Origin of the sequence: Chryseobacterium aurantiacum (genome assembly GCF_003020585.1) — a bacterium.
In the GTDB taxonomy this organism is placed as follows: Bacteria; Bacteroidota; Bacteroidia; order Flavobacteriales; family Weeksellaceae; genus Chryseobacterium; species Chryseobacterium aurantiacum.
Genome location: NZ_PXUE01000003.1, coordinates 351,896 through 367,407, shown reverse-complemented (window position 1 = coordinate 367,407; position 15,512 = coordinate 351,896). Strand labels below are relative to the sequence as shown.

At 37.0% G+C, this 15,512-nt stretch carries 15 protein-coding genes; 8 read left to right on the top strand and 7 right to left on the bottom strand.

Annotated elements, in window-relative coordinates; all coding sequences use genetic code 11:
- The first annotated feature begins 80 nt into the window (after nt 1-80).
- Genes C7D53_RS13800 through C7D53_RS13790 form a run of 3 tightly spaced genes read left to right on the top strand, consistent with a single transcriptional unit; the run spans nt 81 to nt 2,688 of the window.
- Nucleotides 81-941: a C1q-like domain-containing protein gene (locus C7D53_RS13800; protein WP_106917022.1), complete on the top strand. Its 861-nt coding sequence runs from the start codon at nt 81-83 to the stop codon at nt 939-941.
- A gap of 11 nt (nt 942-952) precedes the next feature.
- Nucleotides 953-1,765 (top strand): hypothetical protein, encoded by an 813-nt coding sequence (locus C7D53_RS13795; RefSeq protein ID WP_106917021.1) that lies wholly within the window; start codon nt 953-955, stop codon nt 1,763-1,765.
- Nucleotides 1,766-1,776: 11 nt separating this feature from the next.
- Nucleotides 1,777-2,688, top strand: coding sequence for a hypothetical protein (locus C7D53_RS13790; protein ID WP_162926176.1), 912 nt, complete (start codon nt 1,777-1,779; stop codon nt 2,686-2,688).
- 1 nt (nt 2,689) lies between these two features.
- On the opposite strand, the gene C7D53_RS13785 is transcribed toward C7D53_RS13790, so the two are convergent.
- From C7D53_RS13785 to C7D53_RS13770, 4 genes are all read right to left on the bottom strand, one after another.
- Nucleotides 2,690-4,249, bottom strand: coding sequence for a tetratricopeptide repeat protein (locus tag C7D53_RS13785; RefSeq protein ID WP_106917019.1), 1,560 nt, complete (start codon nt 4,247-4,249; stop codon nt 2,690-2,692).
- Nucleotides 4,250-4,261: 12 nt separating this feature from the next.
- Nucleotides 4,262-4,873 carry a YdeI/OmpD-associated family protein gene (locus tag C7D53_RS13780; protein WP_106917018.1) on the bottom strand — a complete coding sequence of 204 codons (612 nt, stop codon included), beginning with the start codon at nt 4,871-4,873 and terminating at the stop codon, nt 4,262-4,264.
- A 6-nt stretch (nt 4,874-4,879) separates the two neighbouring features.
- Entirely contained in the window at nt 4,880-6,013 is a 1,134-nt protein-coding gene (locus C7D53_RS13775) for a serine hydrolase domain-containing protein (protein ID WP_106917017.1), read from the bottom strand.
- 152 nt (nt 6,014-6,165) lie between these two features.
- Nucleotides 6,166-7,707: a glycine--tRNA ligase gene (locus C7D53_RS13770; RefSeq protein WP_076353060.1), complete on the bottom strand. Its 1,542-nt coding sequence runs from the start codon at nt 7,705-7,707 to the stop codon at nt 6,166-6,168.
- Nucleotides 7,708-7,891: 184 nt separating this feature from the next.
- Between C7D53_RS13770 and C7D53_RS13765 the strand changes: the two genes are divergently transcribed.
- Nucleotides 7,892-8,599 (top strand): pseudouridine synthase, encoded by a 708-nt coding sequence (locus C7D53_RS13765; RefSeq protein ID WP_106917016.1) that lies wholly within the window; start codon nt 7,892-7,894, stop codon nt 8,597-8,599.
- A 371-nt stretch (nt 8,600-8,970) separates the two neighbouring features.
- Nucleotides 8,971-10,008, top strand: a complete 1,038-nt coding sequence (locus C7D53_RS13760; protein WP_106917015.1) for a quinone-dependent dihydroorotate dehydrogenase — start codon at nt 8,971-8,973, stop codon at nt 10,006-10,008.
- 35 nt (nt 10,009-10,043) lie between these two features.
- Here the strand turns inward: C7D53_RS13760 and C7D53_RS13755 are convergent, their stop codons facing one another.
- Nucleotides 10,044-10,931 (bottom strand): hypothetical protein, encoded by an 888-nt coding sequence (locus C7D53_RS13755; RefSeq protein WP_162926175.1) that lies wholly within the window; start codon nt 10,929-10,931, stop codon nt 10,044-10,046.
- A gap of 17 nt (nt 10,932-10,948) precedes the next feature.
- Nucleotides 10,949-12,193, bottom strand: coding sequence for a DUF445 domain-containing protein (locus tag C7D53_RS13750; RefSeq protein WP_106917013.1), 1,245 nt, complete (start codon nt 12,191-12,193; stop codon nt 10,949-10,951).
- A 200-nt stretch (nt 12,194-12,393) separates the two neighbouring features.
- Here C7D53_RS13750 and msrB point away from each other — a divergent pair, with 200 nt between their 5' ends.
- From msrB to C7D53_RS13735, 3 genes are all read left to right on the top strand, one after another.
- Entirely contained in the window at nt 12,394-12,840 is a 447-nt protein-coding gene (gene msrB, locus C7D53_RS13745) for a peptide-methionine (R)-S-oxide reductase MsrB (protein WP_394337085.1), read from the top strand.
- A 20-nt stretch (nt 12,841-12,860) separates the two neighbouring features.
- Nucleotides 12,861-13,247: a DUF7079 family protein gene (locus C7D53_RS13740; RefSeq protein WP_106917011.1), complete on the top strand. Its 387-nt coding sequence runs from the start codon at nt 12,861-12,863 to the stop codon at nt 13,245-13,247.
- A 98-nt stretch (nt 13,248-13,345) separates the two neighbouring features.
- Complete coding sequence (locus C7D53_RS13735; protein ID WP_106917010.1) at nt 13,346-14,101, top strand: murein L,D-transpeptidase catalytic domain family protein; 756 nt, start codon at nt 13,346-13,348, stop codon at nt 14,099-14,101.
- 137 nt (nt 14,102-14,238) lie between these two features.
- Here the strand turns inward: C7D53_RS13735 and fabF are convergent, their stop codons facing one another.
- Complete coding sequence (gene fabF, locus C7D53_RS13730) at nt 14,239-15,480, bottom strand: beta-ketoacyl-ACP synthase II (RefSeq protein ID WP_106917009.1); 1,242 nt, start codon at nt 15,478-15,480, stop codon at nt 14,239-14,241.
- Nucleotides 15,481-15,512: the final 32 nt, after the last annotated feature.

The window sequence follows — 15,512 nt, the reverse complement described above, 5'->3', positions numbered from 1 at the left end:
GCGTGGCTATTGTGTACGACATTCTTTTGGGTTTATCTTTGACACAGAAAATAATACACATTTTTAAAACCACAAATTACATGAAAAACTTGAACTTTCTGATGAAAGGTATTCTGATCACAGGATGTCTTACTTTTAACTTTTCTATAGCACAGGTAGGTATCAATACACCAAACCCTCAAGGAATGTTTCATGTGGATGGAGGGAAAGATAATCCTGCATCAGGAAATATAGCTTCAGTACAGGCTGCCAATGATGTGGTGATTACTTCTTCCGGTGAGCTGGGAATAGGAACATTGCTTCCGATCGTAAAAATAGATACCCGCTCTCCAGACAATACAGATAATTCGATTGGTATTGGAGAAACTTCTCAAATTGCTTCTGCAGCAGGAGGTGGCGCAGTAAGATATAATCCTTTAAATGGCGGGAAAATGCAATATTCAGATGGAGTAGTGTGGCAGGATCTTATATCTACTCCTACCAAAGCGGTAGTGGTAGCTAATATAGAAGCAGCCAGCTTTGCTATTAAAATTCCTTATCAAGTTTCTACCAGCGTTCTGGGATGGAACGAAATTACAGATCCAACGGGTGACTTTACTCCCACCACCGGAACGTTTACAGCACCAAGAACCGGGGTTTATCTGGTGTCTTTTACATATGATTTTGTAAGAATCCCTATTGAATCCGGATATTTTTCTGAAGCAAGATATGTAGTGAATGGAAATACCACTGTTAAAAAGTGCGTAAAATCATTTTCCAATATTTCAAAACAGGCTCAGGTGGCAGGGTCATGTGTCGCAGGAGTACAGCTGAACAAAGGAGATACACTTCAACCCCAGATCTATCAGTCCGTGTACAATGGAAGTTTAAGCTTACGAACAAATACTTCGTCTTCAAGTAACGACTACGGATTTGTAAATATTTCGATATTAGAACAATAACACATTTTGATATGATAAAAAAATTAATACCAGCTCTAATCATTTTCGGAAGTTTAGAGGTTAATGCACAAGTGGGTATCAATATGTCTGCGCCCGAAAGAGCACTTCATGTGGATGGACAAAAAAATACTTCTGTTTCAGTACCTTCTACTTACTATGATGATGTAGTGGTAACTTCTACCGGTAACATGGGCGTGGGAACAAAATCACCCAAAACAAGGCTAGACCTGCGGTCACAAGAAAAAGTAAATGCAATTGGTGTTGGAGGAACCTCGCAAACAGCAGCGGCGGCAAAAGCAGGAGCATTAAGATACAACTCCGGCACACAGGATCTAAGTTATTCTAATGGTACATCTTGGGTAACATTGGCACATAAGGTTTCAAATGATTTTGTGGATGCTGAAAATGCCTCCGGACAAAGCTTTAGCAATAATATACAGACTCCTGTTACTGGCTGGACAAAGAAAACAGATGTGAATAGTAGTTTTAATGCAGGGACGGGTACTTTTATCGCTTCCAAAACGGGTGTTTACGTTGTTTCCTTTACATTTTCCTTAGCTTCAGGAAGTGTTGTAAATGATTCACGATATGAAACCCTGATCCAGACCAATTCTACTTCTGCTTCTACCAATACGGTTTTCAAGTGTGTGGGAAGCTATCCCGGAAATAATACCATTGGGAATCGTATTGCCGGAAATTGTTCAGGAATCTTTAACCTGATCAAAGGAGATAATATTACGGTAAGCCTTAATCAAAAACTAGGCAGCGCAAAAACACTGGATGCAGACGCAACCCTTACTTCTTTAAGTATTTTCGGATTATAAAAAAATTAATGATGAAAAAAAACTGTTTACTGATTTTGATGACTTTAGGTTTCAATTATGCGTTTTCGCAGATTGGAATCAATACGCCCAATCCACAAGGCATTTTGCATATTGATGGAAAGGCAGATAACCCCGTTTCGGGGACGGTATTTACTCCTGCTCAGCAAAGTAATGATATTCTGATTAATAGCGCTGGAAGAGTGGGAGTGGGCACACATAGTCCTGCTGTAAAGGTAGATGGCAGAAACTCCGGAAATGGTGCTATTGGCTTCGGAACATCTTCACTAACGGCCGCTTTGGCGGATGAAGGGGCTGTTCGATACAATAGCGGAGTAGAATATTCTAACGGAAAAGAGTGGCTGCCACTACTCACGGCTCAGCCGGCAAATAATAAGATTATTGTTATTGCAGCCAAGACAAATAATAATGTAAAGCTAGCGGTACCATCAACCTCTACAATAAATGCAGGCTTACAAAACAGAGCCAGTAATTATCTGGTAGATTGGACTAAAACCTTTGAAAGCAATTCCGGAACAAGCTTTAATGCATCTACAGGGGTTTTTACAGCACCCAGAAATGGGGTTTATGTGGCTTCTTTCACTACGGACCTTGCCCCCCTTGCCATCAATTATACTACAGATGTTTTAAACCCGATTCAGATAGAGGCGATCTGGCAATTGTATGATAATACAACAGGCCTGCTCGGTACCAATATTGTAAACACTGTAAAGTGCGTCAATACAATGTCTTCCAATAGTTTAACCAATATTGATGCTGGAAGCAACTGTACAGCATCATTCTATATGACTACAGGACAAAGGCTAATGCCATACATCTGGTTTAATTTAAATAATTCAAATACTGCCAATTTTTCATTAAATAATGCAGGTGGGTATAACAACCTTACCATTGCAGAACAGTAATTTATGTAACCTCTCCAAGAGTTTTGATAAAGGCTGAAGGATGTAATCCTGTGATTCTTTTAAACTCAATGGAAAAAGCACTGTGAGAAGAATAACCCGTAATTTCGGCAAGATGATTGATCTTGTACTTTCGATATTGCGGGTCATTTTTTAGTTGGTTTACAATATAGTTGATCCTAAGCTGATTGATATACTGATTGAAGTTAAGATTCTTATGTTTCTTTATAACCGCTGAAAGATACTTTGTGTTTATATTCAGGAGATTGGCTAGGTTATAGCGTGAAATATTCTTGCTGTTAAAATGAAGACTCTCTTCAAAGTTTTTTAATCCGTTTAAAATATTTTCCTCTGCCTCAGGGGAAATTTTTACTTCCGCCGGAATATTACTGTGCTGAGGTTGAATTTCCTCGGCAACGTCACTGGAATCCTCTTCATAGGCAGGCGGTGTAATCCCGTCCCGGTATATTTTGGCAACCACTTCCTTGTGCTTTTTTCTGAGGCGAATAATATTAAAGATAACAAGGACCAATAACATAACCATGAAAAGGCAAACAATAATTAATCCTCTTGAAAATTTATGACTTTTGCTAAGTTCATTGTCGAAACTTTCTTCCTTTTTTGAAAGAGTTTTATTGATCGCCATTGCTTTATTATAGGAGATGCTGTCTTTCAGTTTGAGATTTTCAACTTTATATTTTTGAACGTTGGATGAATCCTGAAGCTGGGTGTAGACCGTTTCAAGATTTTTTGTAATTTCTATTTTCTTTTCATTAAAACCATATTTATTGACGATGGCTAATGCCTGCTGATAATACAAAACGGCACTGTCCGGTTTATTTTGTTTAAAGAAAGAAAACCCGATATCATTGAGAATATTGGATTTAAGATAATGGTTATTGCCATCTGTCAGTGCAAGAGCCTGGATAAAGTAAGATTTTGCTTCCTTGAATTTCCCTACCTCAGATAAGCTATATCCCATATTGGTATAGGCTGATATCAGCAGTTCATTTCGTCTGGGGGTATTTTTGATCCTCCGAAATTCCTGAACCGCGTTTTTGGAGTAAAGTTCTTTTTCCTTGTACTGATTTTCGTTAAGGAGAATCAAAAAAGAATTATAAATCATCCCTTTCAATTCATGACCCTCATCCGTATTATTATTTTTGACTTCAGCTAATGCCTTTTGTAAATTTTTAGAAGATTCTTTTAAAAGCCCAAGTTTTGCATATTGTGTGCCCTGCATCCTGTAGGCAAGGGCTTTTCCTATTGCATAATTGTTTTGTGTGGAAGTCTTCAATGCTTTTTCGGAATAATCAAGACAGCTCTTTGCATCTGACCTTAAATAGCTGTTGTATGACTTTAAATAATAAGCCTTGGCAAGATATTCCGGCAAGTTTCTTCTTTGTGCAGAGTCTATAATTGTATTAAGAACAATTTCTGAACTGTCCGGATTTTTTGAAGAAAGTCCTCGTGCATATTTATATTGTTTCTCAAAATCAAATGTCTGAGAAAATCCATATGTCGAAATAATGAGGAAGAAAAAGAATGTAATTTTTTTCTTCATTGTGTGTTGTGTTTATTTTTTTTCGTACTTCCAGTTTCTGCCTTTACCCTCTTCAATCCATTCCAAAGCCTGTTCCATTCTTTTATTTCTGGTAGCTTCTGTTTTGGCCTCTGCTATCCACGTGATGTATTCCTTTTTGAAAGAGGGGGCTGCTTTTTCAAAGAAACTCAATGCCTTTGAATGAGCATTTAAAGCGGCCTGAAAATAATCAGGAACCTCCATCTCTGTTTTGGATGGGGCTGCCTTTTTCAGGGTAACTCCCATATCAGTAAGCTCCATGGCTTCCAGAATTGCTTTTTTAAGCTGAGGTTTCGAGGGAAGATCTTCAATTTTTGTAATTTTTCCCAAGCTGAACATGGAATTTTTTTCAATATCCAGAGTAATTTCCTGCATGGTTTTCATCTCTTTCTCCAGCCAGAATCCAAAGGTGCAATGTTGCTTAAACGAGGCCATTGCACAAAGATTTTTCCCCTTGTAAATGAAATGAGGAAAACTCCACTTTATGGTTTCCTCTACTTCCGGACAATATTCATGAATTATTTCCCGGATGTAATGAAGGATAGGCTTTGCAAAGTCCTGCGATTTCTCAATATAGGAATCTATCTTTGAACTGTATTTTTCCATGTTTTTCTATTGAAATAACTGTACGGTTTCATTGACAAGGAATTTCACCTGATCGGGCCTTCCCCTGTCATTTTTAGGATTATTGACATAACTTCCGGTCTTTACAATAACCATATTGTGCTCCGGAACCATAATGATATACTGACCCTGAAGTCCCAGGAAATAATAATGCTTGACAGGATTGTCATGATTAATCCAAAGTCCCATTCCATAGATATTCTCAGACTTTTCTGTAGGGGTTCTCATTTGCTCAATAAAATCAGAATTAAGAATCTGCAGATCTCCTACCTTACCATCATCCAGAAATAGCTGGCCTAGTTTTGCAAAGTCCCTTGCATTAGAATGAATACAACAATATGTTTTTTCCATTCCATGATTGTCTGTACTCCATTTTGCATTTTGTTCCATTCCCAGTGGAATCCAGAATTTTTCAGATAAATAGTTAGCCAATGGTTGTTTTAAAGCTTTTTTGAGAGCAAAACCAAGAAGCTGTGTTGCCCCACTTTGATATTCAAACCTCGTACCCGGTATTTCCTTGAATTTTCTTGAAAATACTGCTTTTACAAGGCTTTTTCCATAGTATGCTTTGGCATTGGGGAGAAACGGACTATTGTAATTTTCGTCCCAGTCAAGACCTGCTTCCATTTGAGCAAGGTTTTTGAGGGTAACGGTATTTCCAAATGGTTTTTCTTTAAATTCAGTGTAAAAATCAGAAATCTTTTCGTCAACATTATGAATGAGCCCTTCTTCCAGAGATTTTCCCAAAAGCATAACAGTAACAGCCTTTGCTATGGAAAAAGAATTGGTTTGTGAAAGCTGATTATAGCCGTCCCAATATTGTTCATGAAGAATTTTACCATTCCTTACTACTACAAAAGCTGCTGTTTTGGAGTGTTTTAAATTTTCGACTAAATGTTTAGGTAATTCTTTTTTATTGTAATCAGAATCTTCTTCCCATAGCCTGGGCTCCTCTGTAGCAATAGGGTTGCTTGGAAACAGGTTTCCATCATCAATGTAGGCACTTGATTTTCCTTTAAGGTAGGTTTTGGAGATGCCACTAAATAAATAGTCATATCCAAAAAAATAAGCTGCTGCCGCTCCGGCTACTGCCCCGCCTATCATGTACTTTAATATTCTCATTTTTCGTCAATCGGTCTCTAACAAATTTAAAATAATTTAGTTGAAAAAATTAAAATGAATTAACAAATAAGTTATTTTTTGTTTTAATTGATGAATTTTCTGCTTTTTAACAATAGCACATAAAAAAGCCCTGATTTTTCAGGGCTTTTAAATTATATTTTAGAAAGTAAATTTCTGAAGTTGGTCTTCTCATCAATGATTCTTCTCAACTCTGAAACCGGAACTCTTTCCTGCTTCATTGTATCTCTGTCTCTTATCGTTACCGTGTGGTCTGTTAGAGAGTCATGGTCAATGGTAATACAGTAAGGGGTACCAATGGCATCCTGTCTTCTGTATCGTTTTCCGATGGCATCTTTCTCTTCGTAGAACAAGTTGAAATCATATTTCAGGTCATTGAAGATCTTTTCTGCATATTCTGCTAAACCGTCTTTCTTCATCAGTGGAAGAATAGCCGCTTTAATAGGAGCAATAGCAGGAGGTAAAGATAATACCGTTCTTTCTGAACCATCTTCCAACACTTCGTCTCTTAAACAATGAGAGAAGATAGAAAGGAATAATCTGTCTAAACCTACAGAAGTTTCTACTACATAAGGAACATAGTTTTCGTTTCTTTCAGGATCAAAGAACTGAAGCTTTCTTCCTGAGAATTCCTCGTGAGCCTTTAAGTCGAAATCTGTTCTTGAGTGAATACCTTCCAATTCTTTAAATCCGAATGGGAAATTAAATTCAATATCTGCTGCTGCATTAGCATAGTGAGCCAGTTTTTCATGGTCGTGGAATCTATAATTCTCATTACCTAATCCTAAAGCTAAGTGCCAGTTCAGACGTTTTTGTTTCCATTGCTCGTAGAACTCTAATTCTGTTCCCGGAGCCACAAAGAACTGCATTTCCATTTGTTCAAACTCACGCATTCTGAAGATAAACTGTCTTGCAACAATCTCATTTCTGAAAGCCTTACCAATCTGTGCAATACCGAAAGGAAGCTTATGACGTGAAGTTTTCTGTACATTCAGGAAGTTAACGAAAATACCCTGTGCTGTTTCAGGTCTTAGGTAAAGGTCCATCGCAGAATCAGCAGAAGCCCCTAGTTTAGTTCCAAACATCAGGTTGAATTGTCTTACTTCCGTCCAGTTTTTAGAACCCGTATCAGGATCTGCAATTTCAAGCTCTTCAATCAAAGATTTTACATCAGCAAGATCTTCATTTTCAAGAGATTTTGCCAGCCTTGAAAGAATAGCCTCTCTTTTTGCTCTGTATTCCAGAATTTTGGGATTCGTAGCAACAAACTGATCTTTATCGAAAGCATCCCCGAATCTCTTCGCTGCTTTTTCGATTTCTTTATTCTCTTTATCTTCAATTTTAGCACAGTAATCTTCCACCAAAACGTCTGCTCTGAAACGTTTTTTAGAATCTTTATTGTCAATCAATGGATCGTTGAAAGCGTCTACGTGGCCTGATGCCTTCCATGTTGTTGGGTGCATAAGGATCGCCGAATCAATGCCGACAATATTTTCGTTAAGCTGTACCATAGCTTTCCACCAATATTGTTTGATATTATTTTTTAGTTCGGCACCGTTCTGTCCATAATCATAAACAGCGGATAAACCATCATAGATCTCACTCGATGGGAAAATAAAACCATATTCTTTAGCGTGAGAAATCACTTTCTTGAAAACATCTTCTTGCTTTGCCATAATTTTTTTAACGTCTGAAATGCAAAAATAGTGAAAATGTGGGAAGATGGAAGCGTGAAGATGGAAGTTTTTATAATGCAGTAAATTAGAAGCCGGGAACCTGCTTTTCACTATATCTTTTGCTTTGCAAAAGGATGCCGTTACAATCAGGGCTATATCGGACGAAAATTTCTACTTTTGCATCATGTTAGAAATTCTTTATCGTGACGAGCATATTATTGCTATCAACAAACCCAGCGGATTACTGGTTCATAAATCTTTCTATGCAGGAGAAGCCGATACCTATGCTATTCAGGAATTGAAGAAACAGATTGGACAAAAAGTGTATCCTGTACATCGGTTAGACCGAAAAACATCAGGGGTTCTGTTGTTTACTTTAGATAAAGATACCCTTAGAATCATGAGCGAACAGTTTGCATCACGTGAAGTGGAGAAGAAATATCTGGCCATTCTTCGTGGTTGGGCAAAAGAAGAAGAAACGATAGATTATGATTTAGTTAACGAAAATGAAGTCAAGCAAAATGCAGTTACCTACTATCGCCGTTTGCAAACTTCGGAAATAGATTTGCCTTTTTTAAAACATCAGACCTCGAGATATTGTCTGGTAGAAGCCATTCCTGAAACGGGAAGATTTCATCAGTTGAGAAAACATTTCAAACATATTCTGCACCCTATTTTAGGTTGCAGAAAGCACGGCTGCAATAAACAAAACAAATTGTGGCTTCAAACATTTGAAATCAACAAAATGACGCTTCACGCCCATCAATTGGTTTTTAATCATCCGGTTTCTAACGAAAGAATTACGGTAAATGCAACTATAGATGAGGAATTCAAAAGAGTAGGGGATATCCTGAAATTTGACCTGAGCGCGTACTCTTCATTAAAATCTTAAGATTTTAAATATCCTTTTCAAGGTTTTAAACCTTGAGAAAGATGATGAAGGTATTTCTCTGTATCTATTGCTTTAGCGCAATGCTCGCAAAGTTTAACTAAAACATGATTTTTATTTCCGATCGCAAGGGCACTTCGTTCAGCAAATATTGATAGCTGGTACTTCGCTTAGTGAAACGCCCTTACGAACAAAAATGTTTTCAGGATTGTCCTATTTCTTTGCGATCGTAGCGTTAAAATAGCTCACTGATTTGTAGAAAATTACAGTTGTTGATTATCTTATAGATACTATAGATCAGCTATTTTGATAAAATATCATAGGTTAATCAAAGATTAATTTTAAAATGAGTATTTTTGTAAAACTTTTTTTCAATGTACAAATCGCTCATTCGACCAATCCTTTTCAAATTTGACCCGGAAGATGTTCATCACTTTACTTTTTCGGTACTTAAGAATTTTGGATTTCTTACTAAATTATTTTTCCCAAAACCTATTGAAGACAAACGTCTGGAAAGAGAAGTTTTCGGATTGAAATTTAAAAATCCTGTAGGACTGGCTGCCGGTTTCGATAAAAATGCAGTTTTATTCAACGAATTAGGTGATTTAGGTTTCGGTTTTGTAGAAATCGGGACGGTAACACCAAAGGCTCAGGCAGGAAATCCTAGGAAGAGATTGTTCCGTCTTATTGAAGATGGCGGAATCATCAACAGAATGGGATTCAACAATGATGGGCTTGAAGCTGCTATCGAAAAGCTGAAATCGAACAAAGGAAAAATAATCATCGGGGGGAATATTGGAAAGAATACCCATACAACTCCTGAAAATTATACGCAGGATTATCTGGATTGTTTTGAGGGGCTTCATCCTCATGTAGACTATTTTGTACTGAATGTAAGCTGCCCGAACGTGGGAAGCCATGCCAAACTTGAAGATGTAGAATATCTTAGAGAGTTGATTACAGAAGTGAAAAAAATAAACCAGTCAAAATCTGTACAGAAACCTATATTGCTGAAAATTGCACCGGATCTTAATAATAATCAGTTAGATGAAATTGTAGATTTGATTGCAGCAACGAAAATTGATGGTATTGTAGTGTCCAATACTTCAGTAAACAGAGAAGGTCTGAAAACCTCTGCGGAAGCTTTAGAGCAGATAGGAAACGGAGGGCTAAGTGGAAAACCTATCCGTGAGAGAAGTACAAAAATGATCAAATATCTTTCTGATAAAAGCAACAGAGCATTTCCAATTATTGGAGTAGGGGGAATTCACTCTGCAAAAGATGCAATGGAGAAGCTGGATGCAGGAGCTACACTGGTTCAGCTGTATACGGGATTTATTTATGAAGGTCCGGAATTGATTAACGAAATAAATCAGGAGCTTCTGAAAAGAGCAAGCAGATTACCAAGATAATATAAAGTAAAAGAGTTCAAAAATTGAACTCTTTTTTATTTGGACTTTACAATAAGTGCATTTTTTATATCAACAGTAAGAGTGTGGGGCGGTAAAGAATCTGACTTGCCTACTTTAAGCTGTATCATCTTCCCGTCTTTTGATTTTGTTTCGGTGGTATCATCAATGTTTTCCAGACAACTTTCGGTAAGGAACTCCTCATATCGTTTATAATTCCAGTCTTTGGTAAAGTAAAGAACTCTGTATCCTTTTTCTCCTTCACTGGCCCCGCATCTCCCGCAGGCATTGAAATTCGAGGAATGTTCAAAGTACAGTAAAACCCTGTTCCCCTTTTCTCCGGAAACATAGGAAAGCAATTCATTTCCGCCATGTTGATTGATGAAATCAAAAGTATTAATCTTTTTGTTATTGGGTAGGATCAGATAATTATTATATCGGTAGATCATATCATTACCGGTAAATAATTGGGCTGACAGCGCTTTATTTCCAAAATAAAATTTTCCCGAAATAGGATTTTCCTTAGTCTGATCCTGCCCAAATATGATGGATTCTTTTGGGTTGAGGTTTTGTGTAATTTCAACTATCTTTTCCACTTTCTGTGGTGAAGTGATTTCTTCTTTTAGCCATGCGGAGTTTTTTTTATGCTTGGTTCCGAAATTATATAATGTTAGTTTGCCATAGTCATAAATTCCAGTCAGGGGAATTTTCTTCTGATATTTATCGTAGTAATACCAACCCTCTACAAAATATTGATACAGGCTGCAATCTGCAATACCGGCATAATGAAGCTGCATGGTGATTGGAACACCGGCAATTTCTCCCTTGAAGAGCTGTGAAGAATCGGTAACTTTTTTTAATTCAACTTTTTGACAGAAAAGAACGATAAAGGAGAGGGATAATAATAAGATAAAGATTTTTTTCATGGTTAAGTGCAGCATTTTTAAAGAAAGAAGTGGGAAATGGTGTAGATAATCAATCCTACCAGGCCACCTACCAATGTACCATTCACACGAATAAACTGAAGATCTTTTCCTACTTCCAGCTCTAGTTTTTCACTTAGCTCCTTACCCTGCCAGTTTCCTACAGTAGTACTGATAAGGCTTCCGAATTGATGAGTGTTTTTTAGGATGTATTTGTACGCCGTTACACGAACCCAGTGATCAATCTTGTTTTGAAGATTTTCATCTGTTTTTAAATTTTGTGAAAATTCATTTAAGTTATTCAAAAGATAATTTTTCAAAGCTGAATGATCTTCCTGTAATTCTTTCATCAACGTTTTTTTGATGGAAATCCAAATGTCATTAGAATATTCATCAAGTTTGTCATTTTTCAGAAGACCGTTTTTGATCGTTTTGAACTCTTCATCCCATTTTGGATCTTCCTTAAGGTCTGTAGAAAACTCGTGAATTTTTTGAGTGATTAGCGTTCTTACCTCATGTTCCGTATTTTCTTCAATTTCCCTGAAAAAGTCCGACAGGCCATCTGTAATCTTATCTGCAATTTTAGTATCCACAAAGGATGGAATAAATGAGTAGCTGCCTTTTTTTACACGATCCTGAATCATTTCATCATTTTCAATAATGTACTCCTTGATCTGTTTAGACAGATTGGTAATAATTCTCTGATGATCATTCTTTTCCAAAATATAATGAATTCCGTTTCCTACTACTTTGTTAAGCTTAATATCATCAGTCATATCAGATACTTTTTTACTGATAAATTGACTTACTGTAGAATCATCAAGTTTATTGAGGATATCAAGAACGATGTCTGCGAGATTTTTGACCAGAATATTCTGATTTTTTTCCTTTCCCAGCCATTCGCCTACGAAGTTGGAAATCTTTATCTTTTGAATGTACGGACGTATATTCTGTGGAGAAAGAAAATTACTGACAACAAAGCTTCCCAGATTATCTCCCAATCTTTGTTTGCTGTTTTCAATCAGATTAGTATGGGGAATGGGCAAACCTAGCGGATGACGAAATAGAGCGGTTACGGCAAACCAATCGGCCAGGGCGCCTACCATGGCTGCTTCAGCAAAAGCACGTACATAGCCAATCCAATGAGAGGGATTGGACTTCTGTAGTAGAGTGGTAACAATGAAAATAAGGGCCATCAGAACAAATAGACCTGTGGCAAAAGCCTTATATTTTCTAAGCTGTTTTTTTTTTGCTTCGTCATTCATATTCTCAAATTTACTAAATTTGGTTATGAAACTGTTTAATCTTTATAAAAGCTTTAAACACTTTAGCTAACTTAAATGTTTTAAATCTTGTAGTTCAACCTTAAGAGTTAAAATTTACAATGAAATTCTTAGTTTCAATTATTATATTAATTTTTCTGCAAGGATGTACGCAGAAACAACAACCCATTCAAATTACTTCTATGGAAAATACTGAAGCAAAAAACAATCCATACTACTCAAGAACAGATACTACAAAGCTGAATATCTCCAATGATGAATGGAAGAAGATTCTTGCTCCTGACCTTTATTCTATTGCGAGGGAAGCTGCAACAGAAAGAGCTTTTACAGGAAAATATAATGAATTCGATGAGGTAGGAGACTATTTTTGTGCCGTTTGTGGAAATCATTTATTTCGCTCCACTTCAAAATTTGCAAGCAGCTGTGGATGGCCAAGTTTCTTTGAAGCAGATAAGGAAGGAACGTATTACAAAAGAGACCAGACATACGGAATGGAGAGGGTAGAAGTTCTTTGTAAAAGATGTGATTCGCATCTGGGACATGTTTTTGATGATGGGCCGAAGCCTACAGGATTGAGATATTGCATGAATTCGGTAAGCCTGGAATTTGTTTCGGATTCACACCAATAAAATCATTTTATCCAATTACTATGGAAGAGGAGAGTCTGGAAAGCAGAAAAAAAGTCTGGATTGCTCTGTCAGAACTATATCTTGATACTGAACTTCAGGAATCAGATTTTAAATACATGGCAAAAATTTTCCTTGAAAGTCCTTTTACTTTTGAGGACATAAAAACCATTGACCAAGATGAAGTTTTTCCGGTCCTCTTTTCAAATTTATTAACCCCGGCAGGAGAATGGGCAGGATTTAATGAACCAATATTGGTTAAAAATATTATGAAATGGATAGAAACAAGAAGTAAGCTTGATATTTTTGCTGTCAAATGTATTTACCTTTTCTATGGTAAGATTAATAGGAGTTATTGGAAAAAAGTAGAAGAGATTTATAATCAGATAGATGGAGGAGGCCTCCGTTAAAGTTTCTTAAATTGAGTTAAACTTTGTGGAGTTATAACTGTCTGGTAATTATGTTTTTATAATTTTGCCCCACTAATTTGGAATTAATATATTATTGAATGAATGGATTTTATGGCGTATTAGGCCTTGTTTACATGGTGACGACCTCATTCTATCTTTCTCCAAGAACGGTGGTAAAGAATGAAAATGTCATCACGACAAAAACTGAAAGAGTAACTGACACGAAATCTGAGAAGAGTACAGCTGTTGTATCTTCATCAGAAGCATTATACAATTCAATCGCATTTGAACCTGAACACGAACTAAACTACGAAGTCTTCTCTAAGGCATTAACAGGATTTGAAAATTTAAAGAAAGCCGGATTACTTACCCAGGACTCGCATTTATTGACTATCTGCGATTTTTCTATGTCTTCCAATATGAAAAGATTATGGGTAATAGATCTTGATGACAAAAAGGTAGTATTCAACTCTTTGGTTGCCCACGGAAAAAATACAGGCGAAGAATTTGCTACGAATTTTTCTAACACGGAAAGTTCGCGGCAGAGCAGCATGGGATTTTATATCACAGATGCAACTTATCAGGGAGACAACGGATATTCACTGAAGTTACTGGGAATGGATAAAGGATTCAACGATGCAGCGTATAGAAGAGCAATTGTAATGCATGGAGCAGATTATGTAAGTGACCAATTTGCTGCTACGCACAAAAGAATAGGAAGAAGCTGGGCATGTCCGGCGATACCAAGAGAATTGACACAATCAATGATCAATACAATAAAAGGAAGAAATTTATTATTCATTTATTATCCTGATCAGAATTATCTTTCCTCATCAGAATGGTTAAAATCATAGGTATAAAAGCAGTCGTTCAGGCTGCTTTTTTATTTGTCAGATGATTTATAAACTTTTAGTATCCACACCATCAGTAATGAAAAATAAAAAATCCCTGTACAGAAGCACAAGGATTTTCAAGTATTTTTATTTCAGAATTAGCTGAACTTCTTAAATACCAAAGTGGCATTATGCCCTCCGAAACCAAAGGCATTACTCAATGCAAAATTGATATCTTTCTCTTTTGCTTCCCCAAAAACAATATTAATATCTTTCGGAATATTCTCGTCAATACGATGAAGATTAATTGTTGGAGGAATAATACCATTCTGAATAGCCTTAATGGAAAGAATAGCTTCAACAGCTCCGGCAGCACCCAATAAATGTCCTGTCATAGACTTTGTAGCACTAATATCAAGGTTTTTACTCCCTTTAAAAGCATTATTAATTGCCTTTAACTCTACCAGATCTCCCAGTGGTGTTGAGGTAGCATGCGGATTAATATAATCTATGTCCTCCATATTTGCACCCGCTTCTTTTACAGCGATCTGCATGGCCTTAATAGCTCCAATACCATCAGGATGAGGTGCTGTCATGTGATAAGCATCGGCTGTCATAGCAGCTCCGGCTAATTCGGCATAGATTTTTGCCCCTCTTGCTTTTGCGTGTTCATATTCTTCAAGAATTAAAGCTCCCGCACCTTCTCCCATTACAAATCCATCTCTCTCTGCATCATAAGGACGGCTGGCGGAGGTAACGTCATCATTTCTTGTAGACATTGCTTTCATAATAGAAAATCCTCCAATGGAAGCAGGGGTAATAGCGGCTTCAGAACCACCACTTACAATTACCTTTGCTTTTCCCAGACGGATATAGTTGAAAGCATCCATTAATGCAGTATTTCCTGTTGCACAAGCAGAAACCGTTGTGTAATTAATTCCCTGAAGCCCATATTTCATGGAGATCATCCCGGAGGCCATGTTGGCAATAAACTTAGGGACAAAAAACGGATTAAAGCGAGGCGTACCATCACCTTGTGCAAAATCCATGACCTCTTTTTCAAAAGTCCACATTCCGCCTTGTCCTGTTCCCCAGATCACTCCTGTGTCAAACGGATCCATATTTTCAAGCTCCAGACCGGAATCCTTTAATGCCTCTGCAGAAGCATACATTGCATATTGTGTAAAAAGATCACTCCTTTTAATTTCATTGTGGGTAAGGTGTAGCTTTGGGTCAAAACCTTTTACCTCACAGGCAAAGTGTACCTTAAACTTTTCTGAATCGAAATGAGTGATTAACCCCGCTCCGCTAGCTCCGTTAATACTGTTTTGCCAAAAATCTTCGACATTATTTCCCAAGGGAGTCACTGCTCCCAAGCCTGTAATGACAACTCTTTTCATATTTAGTTATTAATTTTAAACAGATTAGATTT

Bases quoted from the DNA above. Each gene is read 5' to 3' on its own strand.
- C7D53_RS13780 (WP_106917018.1), bottom strand. From the start codon at position 4,873: ATGGAAAAATACAGTTCAAAGATAGATTCCTATATTGAGAAATCGCAG.
- C7D53_RS13735 (WP_106917010.1), top strand. From the start codon at position 13,346: ATGAATGGATTTTATGGCGTATTAGGCCTTGTTTACATGGTGACGACC.
- C7D53_RS13740 (WP_106917011.1), top strand. From the start codon at position 12,861: ATGGAAGAGGAGAGTCTGGAAAGCAGAAAAAAAGTCTGGATTGCTCTG.
- C7D53_RS13750 (WP_106917013.1), bottom strand. From the start codon at position 12,193: ATGAATGACGAAGCAAAAAAAAAACAGCTTAGAAAATATAAGGCTTTT.
- fabF (WP_106917009.1), bottom strand. From the start codon at position 15,480: ATGAAAAGAGTTGTCATTACAGGCTTGGGAGCAGTGACTCCCTTGGGA.
- C7D53_RS13760 (WP_106917015.1), top strand. From the start codon at position 8,971: ATGTACAAATCGCTCATTCGACCAATCCTTTTCAAATTTGACCCGGAA.
- C7D53_RS13795 (WP_106917021.1), top strand. From the start codon at position 953: ATGATAAAAAAATTAATACCAGCTCTAATCATTTTCGGAAGTTTAGAG.
- C7D53_RS13785 (WP_106917019.1), bottom strand. From the start codon at position 4,249: ATGAAGAAAAAAATTACATTCTTTTTCTTCCTCATTATTTCGACATAT.
- C7D53_RS13790 (WP_162926176.1), top strand. From the start codon at position 1,777: ATGAAAAAAAACTGTTTACTGATTTTGATGACTTTAGGTTTCAATTAT.
- C7D53_RS13765 (WP_106917016.1), top strand. From the start codon at position 7,892: ATGTTAGAAATTCTTTATCGTGACGAGCATATTATTGCTATCAACAAA.
- C7D53_RS13800 (WP_106917022.1), top strand. From the start codon at position 81: ATGAAAAACTTGAACTTTCTGATGAAAGGTATTCTGATCACAGGATGT.
- C7D53_RS13775 (WP_106917017.1), bottom strand. From the start codon at position 6,013: ATGAGAATATTAAAGTACATGATAGGCGGGGCAGTAGCCGGAGCGGCA.
- msrB (WP_394337085.1), top strand. From the start codon at position 12,394: ATGGAAAATACTGAAGCAAAAAACAATCCATACTACTCAAGAACAGAT.
- C7D53_RS13755 (WP_162926175.1), bottom strand. From the start codon at position 10,931: ATGAAAAAAATCTTTATCTTATTATTATCCCTCTCCTTTATCGTTCTT.
- C7D53_RS13770 (WP_076353060.1), bottom strand. From the start codon at position 7,707: ATGGCAAAGCAAGAAGATGTTTTCAAGAAAGTGATTTCTCACGCTAAA.